At 67.2% G+C, this 16,658-nt stretch carries 16 protein-coding genes; all 16 read right to left on the bottom strand.

All coding sequences use genetic code 11. From position 1 onward, the window contains the following. The gene (locus tag EFY87_RS03635) at positions 1 to 1,518 is read right to left on the bottom strand and encodes an ATP-binding protein (protein WP_123270083.1); all 1,518 of its coding nucleotides are present in this window, start codon (positions 1,516 to 1,518) and stop codon (positions 1 to 3) included. Between the two features lie 93 nt (positions 1,519 to 1,611). After that, on the bottom strand, positions 1,612 to 3,138 hold the full coding sequence (locus EFY87_RS03630) for an SCO6880 family protein (protein WP_123270082.1): 1,527 nt from the start codon (positions 3,136 to 3,138) through the stop codon (positions 1,612 to 1,614). 34 nt (positions 3,139 to 3,172) lie between these two features. After that, positions 3,173 to 4,837 carry a TrbL/VirB6 family protein gene (locus EFY87_RS03625; RefSeq protein ID WP_123270081.1) on the bottom strand — a complete coding sequence of 555 codons (1,665 nt, stop codon included), beginning with the start codon at positions 4,835 to 4,837 and terminating at the stop codon, positions 3,173 to 3,175. Next, on the bottom strand, positions 4,837 to 5,661 hold the full coding sequence (locus EFY87_RS03620; protein ID WP_123270080.1) for a hypothetical protein: 825 nt from the start codon (positions 5,659 to 5,661) through the stop codon (positions 4,837 to 4,839). Before EFY87_RS03620 ends, EFY87_RS03625 begins: the two co-directional genes overlap by 1 nt. Then, on the bottom strand, positions 5,661 to 5,960 hold the full coding sequence (locus EFY87_RS03615) for a hypothetical protein (protein ID WP_220093482.1): 300 nt from the start codon (positions 5,958 to 5,960) through the stop codon (positions 5,661 to 5,663). Before EFY87_RS03615 ends, EFY87_RS03620 begins: the two co-directional genes overlap by 1 nt. Further along, complete coding sequence (locus EFY87_RS03610) at positions 5,957 to 6,691, bottom strand: hypothetical protein (RefSeq protein WP_123270078.1); 735 nt, start codon at positions 6,689 to 6,691, stop codon at positions 5,957 to 5,959. The genes EFY87_RS03615 and EFY87_RS03610 overlap by 4 nt, the downstream gene beginning before the upstream one ends. A 143-nt stretch (positions 6,692 to 6,834) precedes the next feature. Continuing rightward, positions 6,835 to 7,065 (bottom strand): hypothetical protein, encoded by a 231-nt coding sequence (locus EFY87_RS03605; RefSeq protein ID WP_148043232.1) that lies wholly within the window; start codon positions 7,063 to 7,065, stop codon positions 6,835 to 6,837. 53 nt (positions 7,066 to 7,118) lie between these two features. Further along, positions 7,119 to 7,946 (bottom strand): hypothetical protein, encoded by an 828-nt coding sequence (locus EFY87_RS03600; protein ID WP_123270076.1) that lies wholly within the window; start codon positions 7,944 to 7,946, stop codon positions 7,119 to 7,121. Positions 7,947 to 8,379: 433 nt separating this feature from the next. Continuing rightward, positions 8,380 to 8,910: a 3'-5' exonuclease gene (locus EFY87_RS03595; protein ID WP_158607492.1), complete on the bottom strand. Its 531-nt coding sequence runs from the start codon at positions 8,908 to 8,910 to the stop codon at positions 8,380 to 8,382. Beyond that, entirely contained in the window at positions 8,894 to 11,125 is a 2,232-nt protein-coding gene (locus EFY87_RS03590) for a UvrD-helicase domain-containing protein (protein WP_158607491.1), read from the bottom strand. Before EFY87_RS03590 ends, EFY87_RS03595 begins: the two co-directional genes overlap by 17 nt. A gap of 78 nt (positions 11,126 to 11,203) precedes the next feature. Beyond that, a complete protein-coding gene (locus tag EFY87_RS03585; RefSeq protein WP_158607490.1) occupies positions 11,204 to 11,695 on the bottom strand; it encodes a macro domain-containing protein in 492 nt (163 codons plus the stop codon). A 47-nt stretch (positions 11,696 to 11,742) separates the two neighbouring features. Next, entirely contained in the window at positions 11,743 to 15,000 is a 3,258-nt protein-coding gene (locus tag EFY87_RS03580; RefSeq protein ID WP_123270073.1) for a LysM peptidoglycan-binding domain-containing protein, read from the bottom strand. 82 nt (positions 15,001 to 15,082) lie between these two features. Further along, complete coding sequence (locus EFY87_RS03575) at positions 15,083 to 15,511, bottom strand: pilus assembly protein TadG-related protein (RefSeq protein WP_123270235.1); 429 nt, start codon at positions 15,509 to 15,511, stop codon at positions 15,083 to 15,085. Beyond that, positions 15,511 to 15,972: a TadE family protein gene (locus EFY87_RS03570; protein WP_123270072.1), complete on the bottom strand. Its 462-nt coding sequence runs from the start codon at positions 15,970 to 15,972 to the stop codon at positions 15,511 to 15,513. Before EFY87_RS03570 ends, EFY87_RS03575 begins: the two co-directional genes overlap by 1 nt. Next, the gene (locus EFY87_RS03565; protein ID WP_245988375.1) at positions 15,969 to 16,391 is read right to left on the bottom strand and encodes a TadE/TadG family type IV pilus assembly protein; all 423 of its coding nucleotides are present in this window, start codon (positions 16,389 to 16,391) and stop codon (positions 15,969 to 15,971) included. The genes EFY87_RS03570 and EFY87_RS03565 overlap by 4 nt, the downstream gene beginning before the upstream one ends. Positions 16,392 to 16,407: 16 nt before the next feature. Continuing rightward, positions 16,408 to 16,632 (bottom strand): hypothetical protein, encoded by a 225-nt coding sequence (locus EFY87_RS03560; protein WP_123270071.1) that lies wholly within the window; start codon positions 16,630 to 16,632, stop codon positions 16,408 to 16,410. Positions 16,633 to 16,658: the final 26 nt, after the last annotated feature.

Genomic DNA, 16,658 nt, shown 5'->3' with positions numbered 1-16,658 from the left:
TCAGGCCGCCGCGGCGATCGCGTCGTTGGTGTAGGTGAGGTCCTTTTCGATGGGGTGCAAGACGGTTTGCACCTTGTACATCTGCTCGCCGACGCACCACACCGCGCGGCCTTTTCCCTGCATGCCCCAGCCGGTGACCAGCTTGCGTGCGATCGGTCCGAGCTCGAGGAGACGTTCCAATTCGTCTGCGACGCCGGCGTCCTGGCCGAGCAGGATCTTGATGTCGGCCAAGTGCAGCAGGTCCTTGGCGATCGCCACCGCCTGCGAGCCAGCGTCACCGGCAGACAGCAGGTCGGACGGCTTGTGACCGACCGCGAACTGGATGTCGCCGTGGGTGCGACTCAGTCGCAGGTCCGCGTCGAACGACTTCACGGCTTCGGTTCCGAGGCGCAGCTGCTTCCACGACTCGTCGCGGACCACGATCCGTAAGTCGCCAGGACTGGACATTTCGCGCATCCCACGTGCCCAGCTGTTCAGGCAGGTGAGTGCGATACCGACCGCTTCGTCTCCGAGGGGCTCCAGCCGGGACAGGCTCAATGACTGGATCGGCGCTTTCCAGTCGACCTGGATGGTGGTGTGGTCGTCGAAGAGACCCGCGAGGGCGCCGGACACCAGTTGACCCAATGCGTCACGCAGCAAACGGGTTTCGTCCCAAAAGTGCCGTTCGGAGGAGTACCGGCAATCCTCGATCAGTTGGGCTGTGGGGTTGTTGAGCAGCTCCCACAGCTCGGGGATGGTGACCTCGACGAGCTGGCTCTGTCCCGAGCTGTACCCAGTGAGGATCTGCAGTGCCGCCTTGACGACGGTCTCATCGGTGGGTCCGAACGGCACGTGCTTGTCGCCGATCTTCTGCGAGCCGACCAGCCCACGGACCAGTGTCAGCCACCGGCCGAACACGATCGAGGCGCGTCGCTGCGCCTCCTGCGGTGTGAGATCGGCCCATCCTTCGCCCAACGGACCGAATGAGATCGGGTTGATCCGGGCCGGCATACCGTGACCGACGGCGAAGGGTTCGACGTTCAGGGCACGGCACAGCGGCTCGTACTCGTCCTTCGGGTCACCGCTAACCAGTGTTCGGTAGTTGAAGTCCATCATTCTCAGGCAGAACGCCTTGGTGGTGCCGCTCTTGCCGCGGCCGGGTTTGCCAAACTCAAAGATGTTGCCGTTGGTGACCGGAATGCTGTCGTCGAGGGTCCAACCCAATGGGTCGGCGAAGAAGCTGCCGCCGGACAGCTGGTCGATGCCCATCTGGGCACCTGTCGGAGGCAGTCCGGGGGCGGCGATGAACGGCCAGAAGACCGGCGCCTGCTCGCTGGTCATCCGCCAGGAGGCCACCGGGGCGGTGACTGGACCGTGGCCACGGCCGGCGCGCAGTGCACCGCCTCGAGGCGCGTGCCGGAACAGTCGCGGCTCCTTGGGGGCGGGAGCCTCCTGCGGCAGTCGGGGGACCTCGTGCCCGAAGTCAGACAGCAAAGTCGCCACGTCACGGCCGGCGCCAGCCTTCACTCGTCGTCGCATCCGCGGTCTCCTGGTCTGTGGTTGTGATTGCTGCCAGGGAGCTGACACGAAAGCGGCTCCCACCCACAGAGGGCAGGAGCCGCTGCTTCACGCTCACCGGCGGGGCCTCACCCGCCCGCCGCGGCGGGTGAGGCTGATACCCATCGGCACGGTGGCCGCGATGAACGCGGTGTCCTGCGCCAGGTCCAGTCGCAGCGGGGCGAACCCGGCGCGCCGGATCGATGCGTCCAACCTGCGGCCGTACTCCGCCACCCGTTGTGTCTTCGCCACGGTGACCGTGGCAATCGCGTATGGGTGGATGAGCGCGTTGCCCTGCGCCAACTTGCCGTCCAGACCGCGCACCTTCCCGGTCTCCGCCTGCTGCTTGGCCCGCACCTTGACGCCCAGCTTCTGCTTCAAAGACCCGCCGACGTCGGCGGCCCACTCGGCGTTGTTGCTTTGCCGTTCGGCCCTGCCCTGCTTGGCGATCGGGTACACCACCACAAAGGAGCGCCGCTCCCCCGGTTCGCCCGGGGTGAGCACCGGCGCCAGGGAGCCCATGACCGCGCCTTTCGCCGGCAGCTTGATCGTTGAACTGATCGAGTTCCAAGCGTCATGCGAGTAGTGGCGAAACGCTGGATCTGCACCGGACGGGCCGGCCATCGCCCACGGGATGTCGGCGTTCACCTTCGGGTCTTGTTCCCGTTCGCCCAGTGCGTCGATGATGGCGGCGCGGTCCCCGGGCGCGAAGCCTGTGCGACAGGCCAAAGCGAGCTCTGGCGAGGTGAGCCAGTTGACCGTCGTCATACCCATCGCACCGCGCAGCTGCGCCTCCATCTCACCCATCAGCCCGTAGAGCGCTCGGGCGCGCCCTTCGACCCCGCCACCGGATTCCTTGGCAATCTTGGCGATCCGAGACTCTGGTACCACGAGCGTGCAGTACGCCTCGGTGCGCACCGACGCCATCCCCAGCCCTTGCTTCAAGCCGTCGTTGACGGTCCGCGCCAGCTGCGGGCCGTCCAGGTTCCGGTGCCGTTCGACCCACTGGTCGCGCTCAGCGCCGTCCTCGGGCACCGACCGGACCATGAATATGACTTCGTCGACGAGCTCGGTGCGTTCGGCCGCTTCGAGCATCTCGCTCAGGCCGCGCCCGGTCTGGTTGCGTGCCAGCGCCTCCATCATTCCTATGCCGGGGTGGACGACGGTAGCGGTGACGGCCCAGGTGCGGGTGGCGTGATTCTGGATCACGGCGACGCGTGCCATTGCGGCGCCGTGCGGGGGGCCGTCGTGGATCTGGGTCGGTTGCAGCACCCCGGGTAGATCCGGGTCGGCAAGGTCCTCGATCTTGCCTTCAGCGCCCTTGCTCGTGAAGAGGCTGAATTTGAGCACGGCGCCGATCGAGAACCCGGTGACCCGCAGCGCCCACCCGGTCGCGGAGCGGCCAAGGACCGGTGTGACGGTGATGACCGCCAACACCGCCCAGATGAGCAGGAATAGCGCCGCGGACAGCCACGCAGCGTTCCCGAGGGACCAGAAGAACGGGAGTATCCCGACGGCCAGCACCGTCACCTGCCAGCCGTGCAGGCCGAAGAACCAGCCGATCTTCGCTCTGGTGTAGTCGTTGTAGATCTGCGACGTCATCGGCGTCTCCTTTCAGTTGCCGTGTCGTTGTGTGTCAGGCCACCGGGACCGCCGCGGCACCACCACCGCTGCCGCCGGCGGCCGCTCCGCCCTCGCCTGCACCGGCATCACCGCCTGGACCGTTGCTCCCAGGACTGTTGCCGCCGGATGAGCCGTCCGCTGGGGCACCGTCCTTGGTGATCGGTGTGCTGCCGGTGGGTGGCAGGGTGTTCTGTCCGCTGATCCCTTCGCTGATCGGGTCGGTGCTGTTGCTGTCCTGGTCGCCAGGTCCAGCCGGTGGCTGCGGCGTGCTGTCATCGCCGCCGTTGCCCTGCGAGCCGGTGCTGGGTGGTGGTGTCGGCCCGGCCGGCGGCTGGGTGTTGTCGTCTTGTCCGCCCTCGCTGCCGGGTCCGGTCTTGGACGAGGTCTTGGATGAGTCTGAGTCGTTGTTCGACTTTCCGCTGCCGCCCTTGTTCTTCTTCGCGGTGGAGAAGTCGGGCTGGTAGGTGTTGTGCCCGACACCCATCTGGTTGGTCAGGTCGGTGCCGATGGACGCGCCCTTGGTTCCCAAGTTCTGCATCCCGCCCAGTGCTTTCGAGGCCGCCTGGCCGAGTCCGGGTCCGAGCCCGCTGAGCATCTTCTGGAATCGGCCTGACGCTTCTTCCTCGCTCGAGCTCTCGCCTTGCGATTTGCCGTCCTCGTCGCTGGTCGATGCCGCGGACCCGGCGTTTGCTCCGCCGCTGCTGGACCCGCTTGCTTTTCCGCCGAAGAGGCCGGAGACCCCGCCCATCGCGCTGAGGCCGGCTCGCATTCCGGCGCCAGAAGACGTGCCCGGGTCTACGAACGCCAATAGTTTGAACAACGCCAGCGGGCTGAACACCCCGATGCAGATCAGCACCACGCTCGGTAGGGCCGTGCCGATCGATTTTTGGGTCGAGTCGGTCAGTCCGGTGGCTACCCCGCCGGCCATTTTCACGCCGATACCGAGCACGAGGATCATCAGCACCGGGCTGAGTGCGGCGGCGTGGAACCAGCGCAGCGATTTCCAGAACCAGGCTTTGCCGGCGTCTGCCACTAGGCCGGCAGCAGAGATCGGCGTGGTCGCGGCGAGCACGATGAGCGCGCCGGCGCGGGCCAGCATGACCATGAAGTGCCCGAAGGCCGCGAGGATTACGAACAAGCCCATCACCCCGAGCACGGTGGCGACGGTGCCGTCGGTGATGTTCTTGGTCGAGATCTCCTTCCAGGGGTGCCACAGCGACCAGGAGTTGACGTGCAGTAGGCCGCTCATCAGGGCCCGGGTGAGACCGCCGCATGCCGCGACGACGGCAACGCCGTAGGTGATCCCGGCGACCCAGACACCGATGAACTGGGCGGTGCCGATAGCGACGGTCGCCAGGCTGCGGCCGTCGCGGCGGATCGCGGCGGTGCCGAGTTGGACCAGCGTCATGAGTCCCACCAGGGCACCGGCGATCCAGAAGGTGGTTTGGTACACCTGCGAGCCGGGTCCGTTTTCGCTCAGGTCTGGCACCAGGAACGCGTCCATGAAGTTCAACACGAGCTGCAGCAGCCATAACCCGGCGTTCCACAGGCCGAGCATGGCGGCGGTCCAGCCGCCGGCGACTACCTTGCCGGCCTCGCCGGCCAGGTAGCTGAAGGGGTTCAGTTTGGAGACCCAGCCCCAGACGTCGGTGTGGATGACGATGCCCGTGTGCAGCATCAGTTGTCAGCTCCCGCGCCGGACCAGGTGAGCCACCCGGCCTTCTTGCTCACCTCGGTGCCGGGCCAGGTCGACGGCGCGTGCGCTGCCGGGGCCCCCGGCGCGATCATCCAGCGTCCGTTTGACCACTGCATGCGTTCGCAGTAGCCGTAGCCGATCTGCGCGTCCTTGGAGATTGACGCGCGCACCTGCATCAGGACGCAGGCCACCGTCCAATCCGGGCCGTCGGTTCCTTTGATCTGGGCTCCTTGCGGCGTGGCGACGACGGTGTTGGTGGGGTCGATCTGTGAGCCCATCTGGGCACTGCCGAGGAATGCCTGCACGTTCTGCATCAGCGGCCACTTGGCGACTCCCACTCCGCCCGGCAACGCCCACGCGTCGTAGATCTGATTGGTGGTGGCGATGTTCATGTTCTGCAGCACCGCGGCCTCGATCGCCGCCAGCTGTCCGACGGCGCCTTGCGGGGTGTGGGGGAATCCGGTGTTGATCCCGGCCGGCCCGGTCCGTGGGCCGGCCGGGATGGTGATGGCCGGGGCTGGCACGGCGGCCGGTGTGCCCGGGTCCGCGGCGCTCTGGTCGACCGCGAGCATGGGAGCCGCGGCGACTTCGTTGCGGTGGGTCGACCCGAGGGCGTTCGTCGGATGCGGCGACGGGACAGGCTTCGGCCGGTCGTCCGCAGAGTGTGCCGACGATGAGGATGAGAGCGCGTAGTACACGGCGAAGCCGAGCCCGACCACCAGGGCGACGCAGACCGCGGCGACGCCGGCGACGACCGTCAGCAGCCGCGTGCGTCCCCATGCCTCGCCGCTGATGTCGCTGGACATCAGATGCACCCGCTCCCCATGATGCCGTTCAACATGGCGGGCAGCACCTTGTAGCCGATGGCGGCGAGGAAGACCACGGCAAGCCCGACGAGGGCGACCTTGGATGCGTGCGGCATGGAGAACACCCGGCCGGCGACGACGCCGCCGATGCCGACGACAATGCCGAGGAAGAACAGGACGATCACGCCCCACATGACGTAGCCCTTGATGTCGTTCACCGGCCCGGATGCCCCCTTCGGCGCCTTGGGGCAGACGGCGGTGGTGAGCGTGCTGGCCTTCGCGGCGATGTGGTTCATCATGAGAGTTCCCTTTCGAGGTTGTGGCTGGTGACCAGCTGCAGGAGTGAGGCCGCGGCCGCCGTCAGCGACGTGGGCAGTGGCCGCGAACACGGGCCGTGGATGGCCAGGTCCGAGTCGGTGGGCAGGTCCAGGAGCCGGCCGCTGGCGTCGAGGGCGCGAGTGAGGGGTCCCTGGCTGTGTGCGACGGCCTTGTCCCACTTGCGCCGTCGCGGTCCCAGGACCGCCGCGATCGGTTGGCTGGCGTCCAGCAGGTCGAGTGCCGTTTCCAGACGGCGCAGACCGGGCACGGTTGCGGTCGTGGCCAGCACGACGTGCTCGGCGCCGCGGATCGCTTCACCGAGCCATCCGGGTGAGGCGGTGGCGTGGCCGAATTCCCATCCGGTGGCCAGCACGGTCAGCTGCAGCACCCGGTCGGGGTCTGCGGGCACGGGCACGTCTGCGGCCGTCCCGAGCATGGTGCTGACCCGGTCGATGAGGACGGTGCCGCGCGTGCCTCGGATCCACGGACCGTGCCGGCCGAGTTCTGCTGTGCTCGCCCCCGCCAGGTCGGACCCGGTGGACGACCCGCACTCGACCACCCTTGCCGGCGTGTCCGAGGCGGTGGCGATCGCCAGCGCGACGACTGCCGCGGTGAGGGAGTCGGTGCACGGCAGCACCGGCAGGATCGTTTCCTCGGGGGGCGCCTCCCACGTCGAGCAGGGCTCGTCGAGGGTGCTTGCGGTCGCCGGCATGGGTTGAGTGTTAGGCGTGTTAGGCGCCTGAGGTTCGCTTCGGATCAGATGGCTGCGGCGGAACTCGCCGGCCTCGACGGCCTGCCACGCCCGTTTCAACTCATCGACCGATACGGCGCTTCGGCGTCGTTGCGTGACGGTGGTCATGCGCCCTCACCGCCGAGTACGGCCCGCCGGGAAGCCAGCGCCGCCCGCAGCTCGTCGGCCGTCAAATCCCTCAAGGCGACCTTGGCGGCTTGGACCTCGTGCAGCCGCGCCACGCAACCATCGAGTTCGCGGATGGCGGCGGCTTCGCTTCCCGCGAGGTCGAACAGCCGGGCAATGTCAGCTGGTGTGCGAGCGGCCCTTCCTTGGCCCCGGTCGTGCTGCGGCATCGTGATCACCTCCGACCGGCACAAGCGGTCGGATCGGACCTGGCGCTCACCGTTCATGCCGGGATCTGCCCTTGGGAGCAGGCCGCGCTCAAGGCGTCAATGCTGTTGCGGACGCGCCGGCGGACGGTCTGTTCGGAGGTCCCGAAAGTGCGCGCTATCTCTCGGCTGGCGCGGTTGCTCAGCAGGCCGCCGCTGCGGCCGGTTCGGGTGGGCGGTTCGCGGTCTGCTGCTTCGACCAGGCTCAGCATCAGATCGCGGTCGTATGTCGAAAGCGTTCCGTTCTTACACGCCCAGGAAAGAATTCTGGCTACTTCTTCTGCGGGGTCTTCATCGGCGGGGAGTTCCCCCCGCATTTTTTCGGTGATGTCTGTTGGCGTGGTCCGCGCCCACGTGATGTCGTCCCGCTCGACGTGCGAGCGGACCCCGAGTTCAGTCAGGACGTGGTGCCTGACGTTCATGTAAATGTTCCCGGAGACCTTTTCGAGCCGGCGCCAGGGGAACGAGCGGATTTCCAGCCACAGCTGCGATGCGATGACCTGGTCGACGTATTGGGACCCGATGCCTCGCTGCAGTTGCTGCGCGAGTGTGATCATTCCCGGGATCAGTTGCAGTGCGAGAGCGGCAGCGGCTGCGGTGTCGTTGCCCCCGTCGACCGCGCCGAGGGTTGCCAGGGCGTGCAGGCCGGCTTGGGTGTCGGGCGCATCCAGCTGCGACCCGACGCGGAGATCGAAGAATGATTCGGCGTCGGTCGCCTCGGCGAGCACTGGGTACTGCTCGGCCCAGGTCGACCAGCCTCGCGCCGCATCTCGCAGCAGCTCGCTGCTTTCGCCGATGCCCAGTAGGTTGGCGATCCCGCTGTGGGGGAAGTCCGCATGGGTCATAGCCCGCTCCTTCAGTCGTGTGTCGAACACGGCAGAAGGTGGCCTGCGGACGTTTCCTGTTTCGTTCCCCCTGGCCGGGGGAACGGACTCGCGATGCAGGGGGAACGGTGCGTTGACCTGCAGTGATGCCCGTTCCCCAAGTCATTTGTGGGAAGGGGTTGCGGCGAGGGCGAACGAAGCGTTCAGCGGGGTGCTTGGTCGGGCTCCGGGAGGAACCGGACAGTGGCTCGGTTGCCGCGCGGACAAGGCCTTGACCTCGCTGCGTCTACGCCGAGACTGGTGCCAGCCGCCTGGGTGGGTGCCGCGGCCGCCATCTGAGCGGGCGGAGGCCGGTGCGGTGCGCAGCTCAGGGCAGATGCTGCCGAGTGTTGCTGCCCACAGGCGGCGGCGTCCCGTAGGCGGCGGGCCTGAGTGGCTTTGAAGAGCTCCGAGGTTACGGTCGGGTGGACTCGCGCAGCTGCTCGATCTCCCAGGTCTGGTACTTACCGTTGCACGTCGGCCGGGTGACGCACCCGTAGAATTCGCCGTGTGTCCCGAATTTCAGCACCACCGGGTTGACCCTGCAATCCCGACACGGGATCGGGTTGTCGGTTTCTCCCGCCCGATTGTGGATCGTCACCTTTTTATCGTTGAACAGTTCCGTCAGAAACGTAGATTCTCGGGACTTTGTGGTCAGCAGCAATACGGCTTTACGCGCTCGTGTCAGCGCAACGTAGAAGAGGCGTCGTTCTTCGGCGTCGGGAAAACTGTCCGCGCCGGGTTGGGCGAGGCTGAGTAGCGGGTCTTCGTTGATGCTGCTGGGGAAGGAGTATGCGGCACCGGAAATGAGGTCGAGGATGACGACGTAGTCGGCTTCTTTGCCTTTTGACTTATGAATGGTGTCGGCGGTTACGGTCAGGTGTGGCCAGCTACGGTCACACAAGTCGGCAACGGGTTTGAGCGTGTGTCTATAGCGCCCGAGCACGAAGACGCTGGCAGGTTTGGCGTCGCCTGCGTGGTGCTGACTGAGCCCGGTCAGGTAGTCCTCCAGGGCTGCGGGATACTCCTCGCCCGTGCCGACCGCGGTCGCTTGCAGCGTGGGCGGGTTTTCCCGTTGGACCGAGGAGACTTGTTTCTCCAGCTGTGCCGGGTTCTTGGCGACGAACTCCCCGGCCACATCGCATAGCCGATTGGGGCGAGCGGAACGTCCGGCTCAGGTGGACTGTTGGGCCTTGCCCGAACCACGTGGCGAAGTCGGTCATCACGGACAGGTCGGCGCCGGCGAATCTGTTGATCGCTTGCCAGTCGTCGCCGACGCCCAGAAGGTATCGACCCGGCCCGGTGGTCAGAGAACGGACCAGACGCGCCCTCGCGCAGCTGCTGTCTTGCATCTCGTCGACCAGGACCATGGTGTAGGGGTTGGCCCATCGGCCGGATTCGATGATCTCGGATGCCTGGTTGAGCATGTCATCGAAATCGACCTGATTAGCTGTCGCGAGCTGGCGCTGCCATTCCTGGTGGATCGCCTGGTAGAGCTGCAGGAACAGTTCGGTGCGGATCGGGATGCGCCCGGCGGCCGGCGTCGCCCGCTGGCGTAGATCCACGCTGGACAGCTGGTTGCTCTTGGCGTGTGCGAGCACGGTCCGGAACAACCGGATGATGCTCGCGTCCTCCACGGGTTCGCGCCCGGGGATGTGCTGAATCTCGTGGTAGCTGTCGTCGATCACGAGACCGTGTGCTCGTAGCTGGGTGGCGAGGTAGTCGAATCCGCTGCCGTCGCGCACGGACGCGGAGGTGGTCTCCAGCAGAGTGGTCCCGTGCGCTTGGTGCATCTGCCGTTTCCAGCGCATCCCCTCGCGGTAACCCTTGAAGGTCGGCGGCGGGTTGCCGTCGCGGCCGATCGCCCAGTGTTCGTGATAGGCGTCGATGTTCGGGTAGTAGAAGTCCGGGTGGTACTGGCCGTGCCGGGCTGTCGCAGTGTCCACTTCGTACGGGCGTTCATACTCGTACCGGACACCGTGATAGAAGAGCCAGTTCGCGATGAGGCGTTCTTCTTGGCTTTTGACGACTTCGTCGTTCAGTGCGCGGTACCCGCGTATGCCGGTGATCTTGTCGTGATCCTCCGGGCGGCTGGGTGCACCGAAATCACTCAGCGGTTGGCCGAACACGAGCCGGAACAGATCCCACGTCCGCCGAAACGTCTCGTCGCGGTCCCTCAGCCGGTCGATGACACGTTCCATCCGCTTGGCCCCGTTCAGATCCACCAGGTCGCCGGGGACCCTCGGTTTGCTGCCGGTGGCCTGGCCGATGACTTCGAGCCCGAACGAGTGGAAGGTGGTGGCTTTGACCTGTTCGCCATCGAGCCCGTGGATCCGCAGGCGCTCCACCACGCGCTGGTGCAGCTCGTCAGCGGCCGCTCTGTTGAAGGCCAACATCAGGATTTGTCCGGGTTCGGCGATGCCCCGTGCGAGTGCGTATCCGGCGCGAGCAACCATTGTCGAGGTCTTGCCGGACCCGGCCGCCGCGATCACTCGCACGCTGTTGTCGCACATCGCGACGGACGCGACCTGCTCCTCGGTCAGTGGCGACTTCTCGATCGCGTCGAAGAAGTCCTTCATGTGCACCCGCTCAGCGGTCAGGAACCTCTGGTTGCGCTCGGCCACCCAGGTCGGGATGTCGGTGTGCTCCCAGGTGTGGATCGCTTGCAGGAGCGCTGCCGGTTGCGTGGCCAGGAAAGCAGCCAGTTCGGGCTCGTCGCGGACCTTTTCGAATACCGGGCTGGCCAAGTCCGGCCGGTCCGCCTGCCAGCGCGCGGCGATCTCGCGGGGGATCCAGCGGTTGCGCAGGGTGTCCAGGTCGCGTAACACGCCCGCTCGCCATTGCTGCACCTGGTGTCCGTCCGCGATGAATGTTGCGCTGAGCCGCTCAAGTCGATCGGCCTCGGCGATTACCTGGCCGATCGCATCGTCGAGTGCATGCCGTGTCTCCCGGTTCAAGCCACCCAACGCGGCATACGCCTCTCCTGGGATCGCCAAGACCGACCATGGCCATGTCCGGTCGATGGTGCGCTCCCGCAGCGCGGCGCCGGAGAGGGTGTGCCACCCCGTGGTCCGCCAGCTGACTCGCAGTCGCGGGCCGTCGGGTGTAGCGACCCAGTCGTGCCCGAACATGCGCGCCCAGAACGACGGCTGCACCTGCATGGTGGTCCTCCCCGATTCACCTCGACGATGCACCATCGTGCACAGCTGCCCTGACATCCGGGGCCTGTAGGGGGGCGGTCAGAGGCGATCAACCGCGTCGGCGTGTTCGACGACAAGGACGTCGATCGGGTGTCCGTGGGTGTAGTGGCCGAGTGCTTCTTCGATGCAGTGCAGGGAGGAAGCACGGTCCAGGCCGCCAGACCCGGATCCGATCAGCGGCATCGCGATGTGGCGCATCCGGTGGTCGACCGCTGCCCGTATCACGCCGTGCACCGACGCATGAACCGTTGCTTCGGTGGCTCTCCAGGCGAGATTCAGTCCGGCGACGTGGATGAGTTTGATCTGTCCGCTCAGCTGGCCCGCATCGGTGACCACGCACCCGCCGACGGGCAGAACCCCGGCGCCGGCGAGCTGTTTCCACGGCCCGGGTCCGGTGCGGCGTTTCAGTGCCCTGCTCACCCCGCCGGGGAACAGCAGCCACCGCGGCATGTAGTTGCGGTTCCAGGGGTTGACCAGGGCGTCGACGTCGTCCACCTGCGCCAGGTCACCAGAGATCTTGGACAGCTTCACCGCCCCCGGAACTCGTTCCGGGGGCGGGGCGCATCGTCGGGCCGGCATCAGCCGGCGGCTTTGTCAGGGTTCAGCCAGTTGCGGTTGCGGATGATCGTTTCCGTGCGCTCTGACAGCTCGGTGGGCGCCAGTCCGTCGTCCGAACGGTTGACCACGTCGGCCCGCAGAATGCGTTCCGCTTCCCCGTTGTGTCCCTCTGCGGCGGCGACGGCCGCGAGGTCAAGGCGTGGGATCTCCTCATGCGGTGCCGCCAGGGCGGCGGTCTCGGCGGCCGCACGCGCGGTGGTGACATCGCCGTTGCGCAGCGCCTCGGTGGTGACCATGTGTGCGACGTCGACGATGCCGCACACCATGTGATGGTCGAGCCGGTCGCCTTCGGTCAGCCAGGCTCCACCCCCAGTGCGCAGCTGGTCGAACGGGATGCCGGAGACGAGTGTCAGGGCACGACGCAGGTCTTGCATGCCGTCAGTGCCCCTGGCTTCGCCGCGCGCCCGCAACCGGCGGAACAGGTCGCCGTCTAAGAGAACACCGCTGACCTGATAGACGCCCATCCCGCGTTCCCGGGCCGCCGCGGACTCCTTGGCTCCGGGAAGGTACTTCTGTCCGGTGACGGGGTCGGTGCCCAGCCATTCCCGCAGCGTATTGACGTCACGCCTGACGGTGCCGTCGGCGATGTTGAAGTCCTCCCCCAGCTGGGCCGGGGTCACGCCAGCAGGTCGTGTCACGAGGTAGGCCAGGAGTTCGGTGTAGTACGCCTTGCGTTTGGCCACCGCGACGGCGTCGCCGCGGGTGCGGGCCGTGACCGGGCCGAGCACGCTGAGCCGTGGCCGCGCACAGTCGTCGCTGAACCATGCCTCGACGTCGGCGTCCAGGTCCGGGTCGGACTCGTGCAGCTGGTCTCGGACGGTGTCCGGGATCTTGGGCGCCAAGGCAGCCAGATCCTCCGGTGTTGTTGCGGCCGCCGTGACGTACTCCTGATCATCCCCGGCGAGCACGCTGTGGGCGTCGTCGGCATCCGCGGTCCGGTCAAGGGTGTATTCGCCGCGCAACGCTCCGGCTTCGTTCACGAACGCGTGCCAGCCGGCCGCGTCTTCGGCGACCGGGATGTCGGTGTCGGGCTTGTCGGCTTGCCCGAACACCTGCGCACATCCTTGCGCCTCCTCCTGTGTGAGGGTGACCGCGGCGAGCTCCAGTCCGGCCGCGGGCATGGAGACCCTGCCGTCGGCGTCGATGTGCAGTTCAACCTCGGCGAGGCGATCATCACTGGCTCCGCTGCGGTTGAGTAGAACGGCGGTGCCGGTCAGCCCCGGGTGGCTTTCGATCAGTTCGAGGACCTGGCGTAGTTCTTCGCTGGGTTGCTGGCCGGCGAGGTCGACGATCATCACGCGCGCCTGCCAGGCGTCATCGCCGTGCTGGTGCGCGCGCGCCGTGGTGACGTTGACGCCTTCGGCCTGTTCGAGAGTGCCGATGGCGTCGGCGAGCAGTTCGGCGGCGGTGTCTGCCTGTTCGGTGTCTGGGTGCAGCCGGATCCTGGCGGGGTCAAGCTGATCGAGACCATCGGCGATGCCGACGCAATCGACACGTACACCTTCGGACCAGTCATTCACCGCGAGTTCGGCCACCAAGTAGCGCACGAATTCACGGGCGCGTTCGACATCGCCACTGACGTTCAGTGCACCGAAGTCCTCCAGGTTGATCAGCCAGAGGTCGCCCTCTTCGCCGCTGCCGATGGCGACCAGCATGGGCAATGGGGCGGCCCGGTCGTCGTACTCGTCGTCGCTGCCCGTGGCCAGGCCGTCGGCCGCTTCGGCGGTCATCGTCCAGTGCAACCTGTCGTCGGCCCCTATCCACGGGTCGGGCAGGGTGGCCGCGTCGCTCAGGTGCAGCACGGTCTGCTCCGGGGTCCACTGCAGGGCAGCAATGGACGGCATCGTGTCATCCCGGGTCTGTACAGCCAGGTGACGCAAGATGGCGTCGATCTGGAACACCATCGGTGCGGCCTGCGCGCCCACCGTGACGATCGTCTTCTCCACCGCGTCCAGCTCCGGCGGCGGGACGGCAATCGTCTTGCCGGGGCGTCGAGCACGGAACTGCGCGGCGCGGCGCCGGCGCAGGGCCATCCACAGTCCCCCCGCCAGGACCATGCCCGCGCCGGTGAGGCCGGTCAGCATCCAGGGCGCCGTGGATCCCTGGTGGGCTCCCCCTGCGGTCGCGGACTGCGGTACGTCGTTCCCTCGTGGTGTGCTGTCGCCTGACGGCACGTGCGCCGGTGGCGTCCGTGTCACGGCACGCGGCTGCACCGGCCTGGTGGCCGGCGGCTGTGTTCCCGGTGGTGTGGGAGCTGTGGAAGCGGGCGGCGTATGTGGCGCCTTGCGCGGTCCGGTAGTGCTGGCCGGGTCCGGTGACGTGGGGTGATTGGCTGCACTGGTCTTATCGGGTATGACGATCTTCCACCCCGGCTCGATGAGGTTCGGGTTGGTCAGGTGTACCCCGCCTGGCTGCACTGTGTGAGTCGTGGCTGCGACGATCTCAGGCACCTGGTCGGCATCGCCGAGCTCGTGCTCGGCGATTGCACTCAGCGTGTCGCCCGGCTTGACGGTCACGACATGGTCGTGGGCTGGCGGGCCGCTCTCGTCCGGGACCTGCAGCACCCACCCGGGTTTCAGGAATCCGGGGTGGTCGCCGAGTGTCTGATGGTTGAGCGCTGCGATTTCGGTATATCTCTGCCCTGACCCCAGGTACTCCCGGGCGATCGACCACAGGCTGTCACCGCGTTGCACGGTGTATTTCACGGTCGGCCCACTCGGTGCAGCCTCATTGGAGGCCGGTGCGCGATCCGGATGCCCATGGCTTGCCTTGTCGGCGTGCGTGTCGGTGGCGGCGTGGGCCGATGCATTCACGGCCTGATGCGCCGGCAACGGCGCCGCGTTCGCGGCCTGCGCGACAACCGGGGACGCCGCGAAGAGCATGATCGCGGCGCCGACCAGGCCACGCGCGGCGGACTGTGGCATGCGCAAGCCTGGCAGGCTGGGTGCGCTGATGCCGCGGATCCGCGACACGACTTCCAGCAGAATCGACAGGCTGAGGAATGCCCAGCTTGCCCAGGCGATGATCTTGATGACGCTGAGCGCCAGCGTGCCGTCGTCCGGGCTGGTCAGTGCGGTGCGGATCGTGTCCCACGACGGGACGGTGCGCGGCAGCGGGTCGGCGCCGACGGCCAGCAGAACCAGCGGAAGCACGATGACGATCCCGATGATCGCCAAGAGCGCCATGAGTCCCGCGGCGCGTTGGCGGATTTTGTTCATCGTTCGTTGCTTCCTCTCCCGGCGAGTCCGTTCATACGCCACATGTCGGCTGTTACCGCTTGGCGCCCATTGCGTGCGCCGGCTAACCCGGGGCGCCGTTCCGCACCCGTTCTAGGTGCGCGGTGCTGTGCCCCGTCACCGGGAAGCTGTTCAGGCCGATGATCGACAGGAACTTCGTGGCGTACCGGTCGCGGGTGGTCACGGTCAGCGTGGTGCCGTGCACGGTGACGCCGCCGTGCACCCCCGCCGCCGCGAGGTACTGGTGGGCGGCGGCGGCCGCCTGGGTGGTGTTGACGCTGAGGGCGTCCCCGCGGATCGCGGAGCTGGCCGCGACCTGTTCGCCGGCGGCGCGGGCAGCCTGGGCGGCGACGTCGCGAGCGTGCTGCTCGGCGTGCACTTGCCCGGCGAGGTCCACGGCGAGGCCCACCAGGATCACCATCATCACGCTGGCGGTCATGATCAGTACGCTGATTGAGCCGCGCTCTCGGTCGGTACGTAGCAGCCGTCGCATCACCGTGTTTTCCCCCTGAACGTGTCTATGGGGCTGGTCGCCGATTCGGTGACTGTCAGGGATCCTGGTACGCCAGGCACGGACAGGTCGGATAGGTTGACCCGGCACGTGACCGTTGCCATCACTCGGGCCGGGGTGCCAACGGGCGCGCTGAAGCCTGCCGTGTCGACCGTCACGCTCTGCGTAATGCACTGCACTTGTTGGTTTTTCAGACTTGCGGCCCCGGCCGCCGTCGCTGTTCCGCTCGCATCGCTCGCGCTACGGGCGATGGATGCCGTGCGGGCCGCGTCTCCGGCCGCGGACTCTACGGCCTGGTGGGCCATGATGGTTCGGCCGCCGAAGATGATAAGCCCGACGAACAGCATGAACGCCGGTACGCCGACGACGGCCTCGATGACTGCCGAGCCGTCCTCGTCGTGCCGCCGCGTCACGGTGGCCAGCAATCGTTGTAGGGGTCTCATCCGGTGATCCGTTCCACGGGCACGGTCGCGCTCTGGTGCACGGTGATCGTCCAGCCGGGTATGACGCTCATGCTGCTGCCCGAGACGGTCACCGTCGCGGTGGTGGCGCTGCGCGAGCTGTGTACGGAGGTGCCGGAGATGACGCCTGGTCCCGCGTCGGCCAGGAACCCGGCAGCTTCCGCAGAGCCCGCCCCAGCAGTTCCGTACTGTGCTCCGGCCGCACGTGCGCCCTCCTGCGCGGCGGCGATGGCGACCGCCCGGGCGTGATACCAGAGTGCGGCCTGCATGCCCGCGAACAGGACGGCGAGCACGGCGGGAAGCAAGAGCACCATCTGGATGGTGGCCATGCCGCGGTCACCCGACCCGTGGTCGAGTGGGATCCTGCGGCGCAGCCACCCGCTGATGCCGATTCCTTTCACCCTTCGTCGCCTTTGACTACTTCAGGCTGTTGGACTTCGACCTGACGTAGGCCGTGATCGCACCGACGGCGATCCCGACGATGACGATGATGGCGACGGCCCACAGGACGTTCTCCATCGTCAGGGAGCCCGCTTCGTTGTCGCGCTCCCGCAGGGTCTTCTTCGCCCGGTCCGACAACTCGAGGCTCTTGTGGGTCAGGCGGATTCCCAAGGTGTGAAGTGTTGCGATCAGGTAGGTCATGGCGTGAGCCCTTTCTGGTGGTTCGG

The sequence above is a fragment of the Flexivirga caeni genome (assembly GCF_003724155.1).
Lineage (GTDB): Bacteria > Actinomycetota > Actinomycetes > Actinomycetales > Dermatophilaceae > Flexivirga > Flexivirga caeni.
Note: the sequence above shows the minus strand (reverse complement) of the source record. Positions and strands in the feature narration are given on the sequence as shown.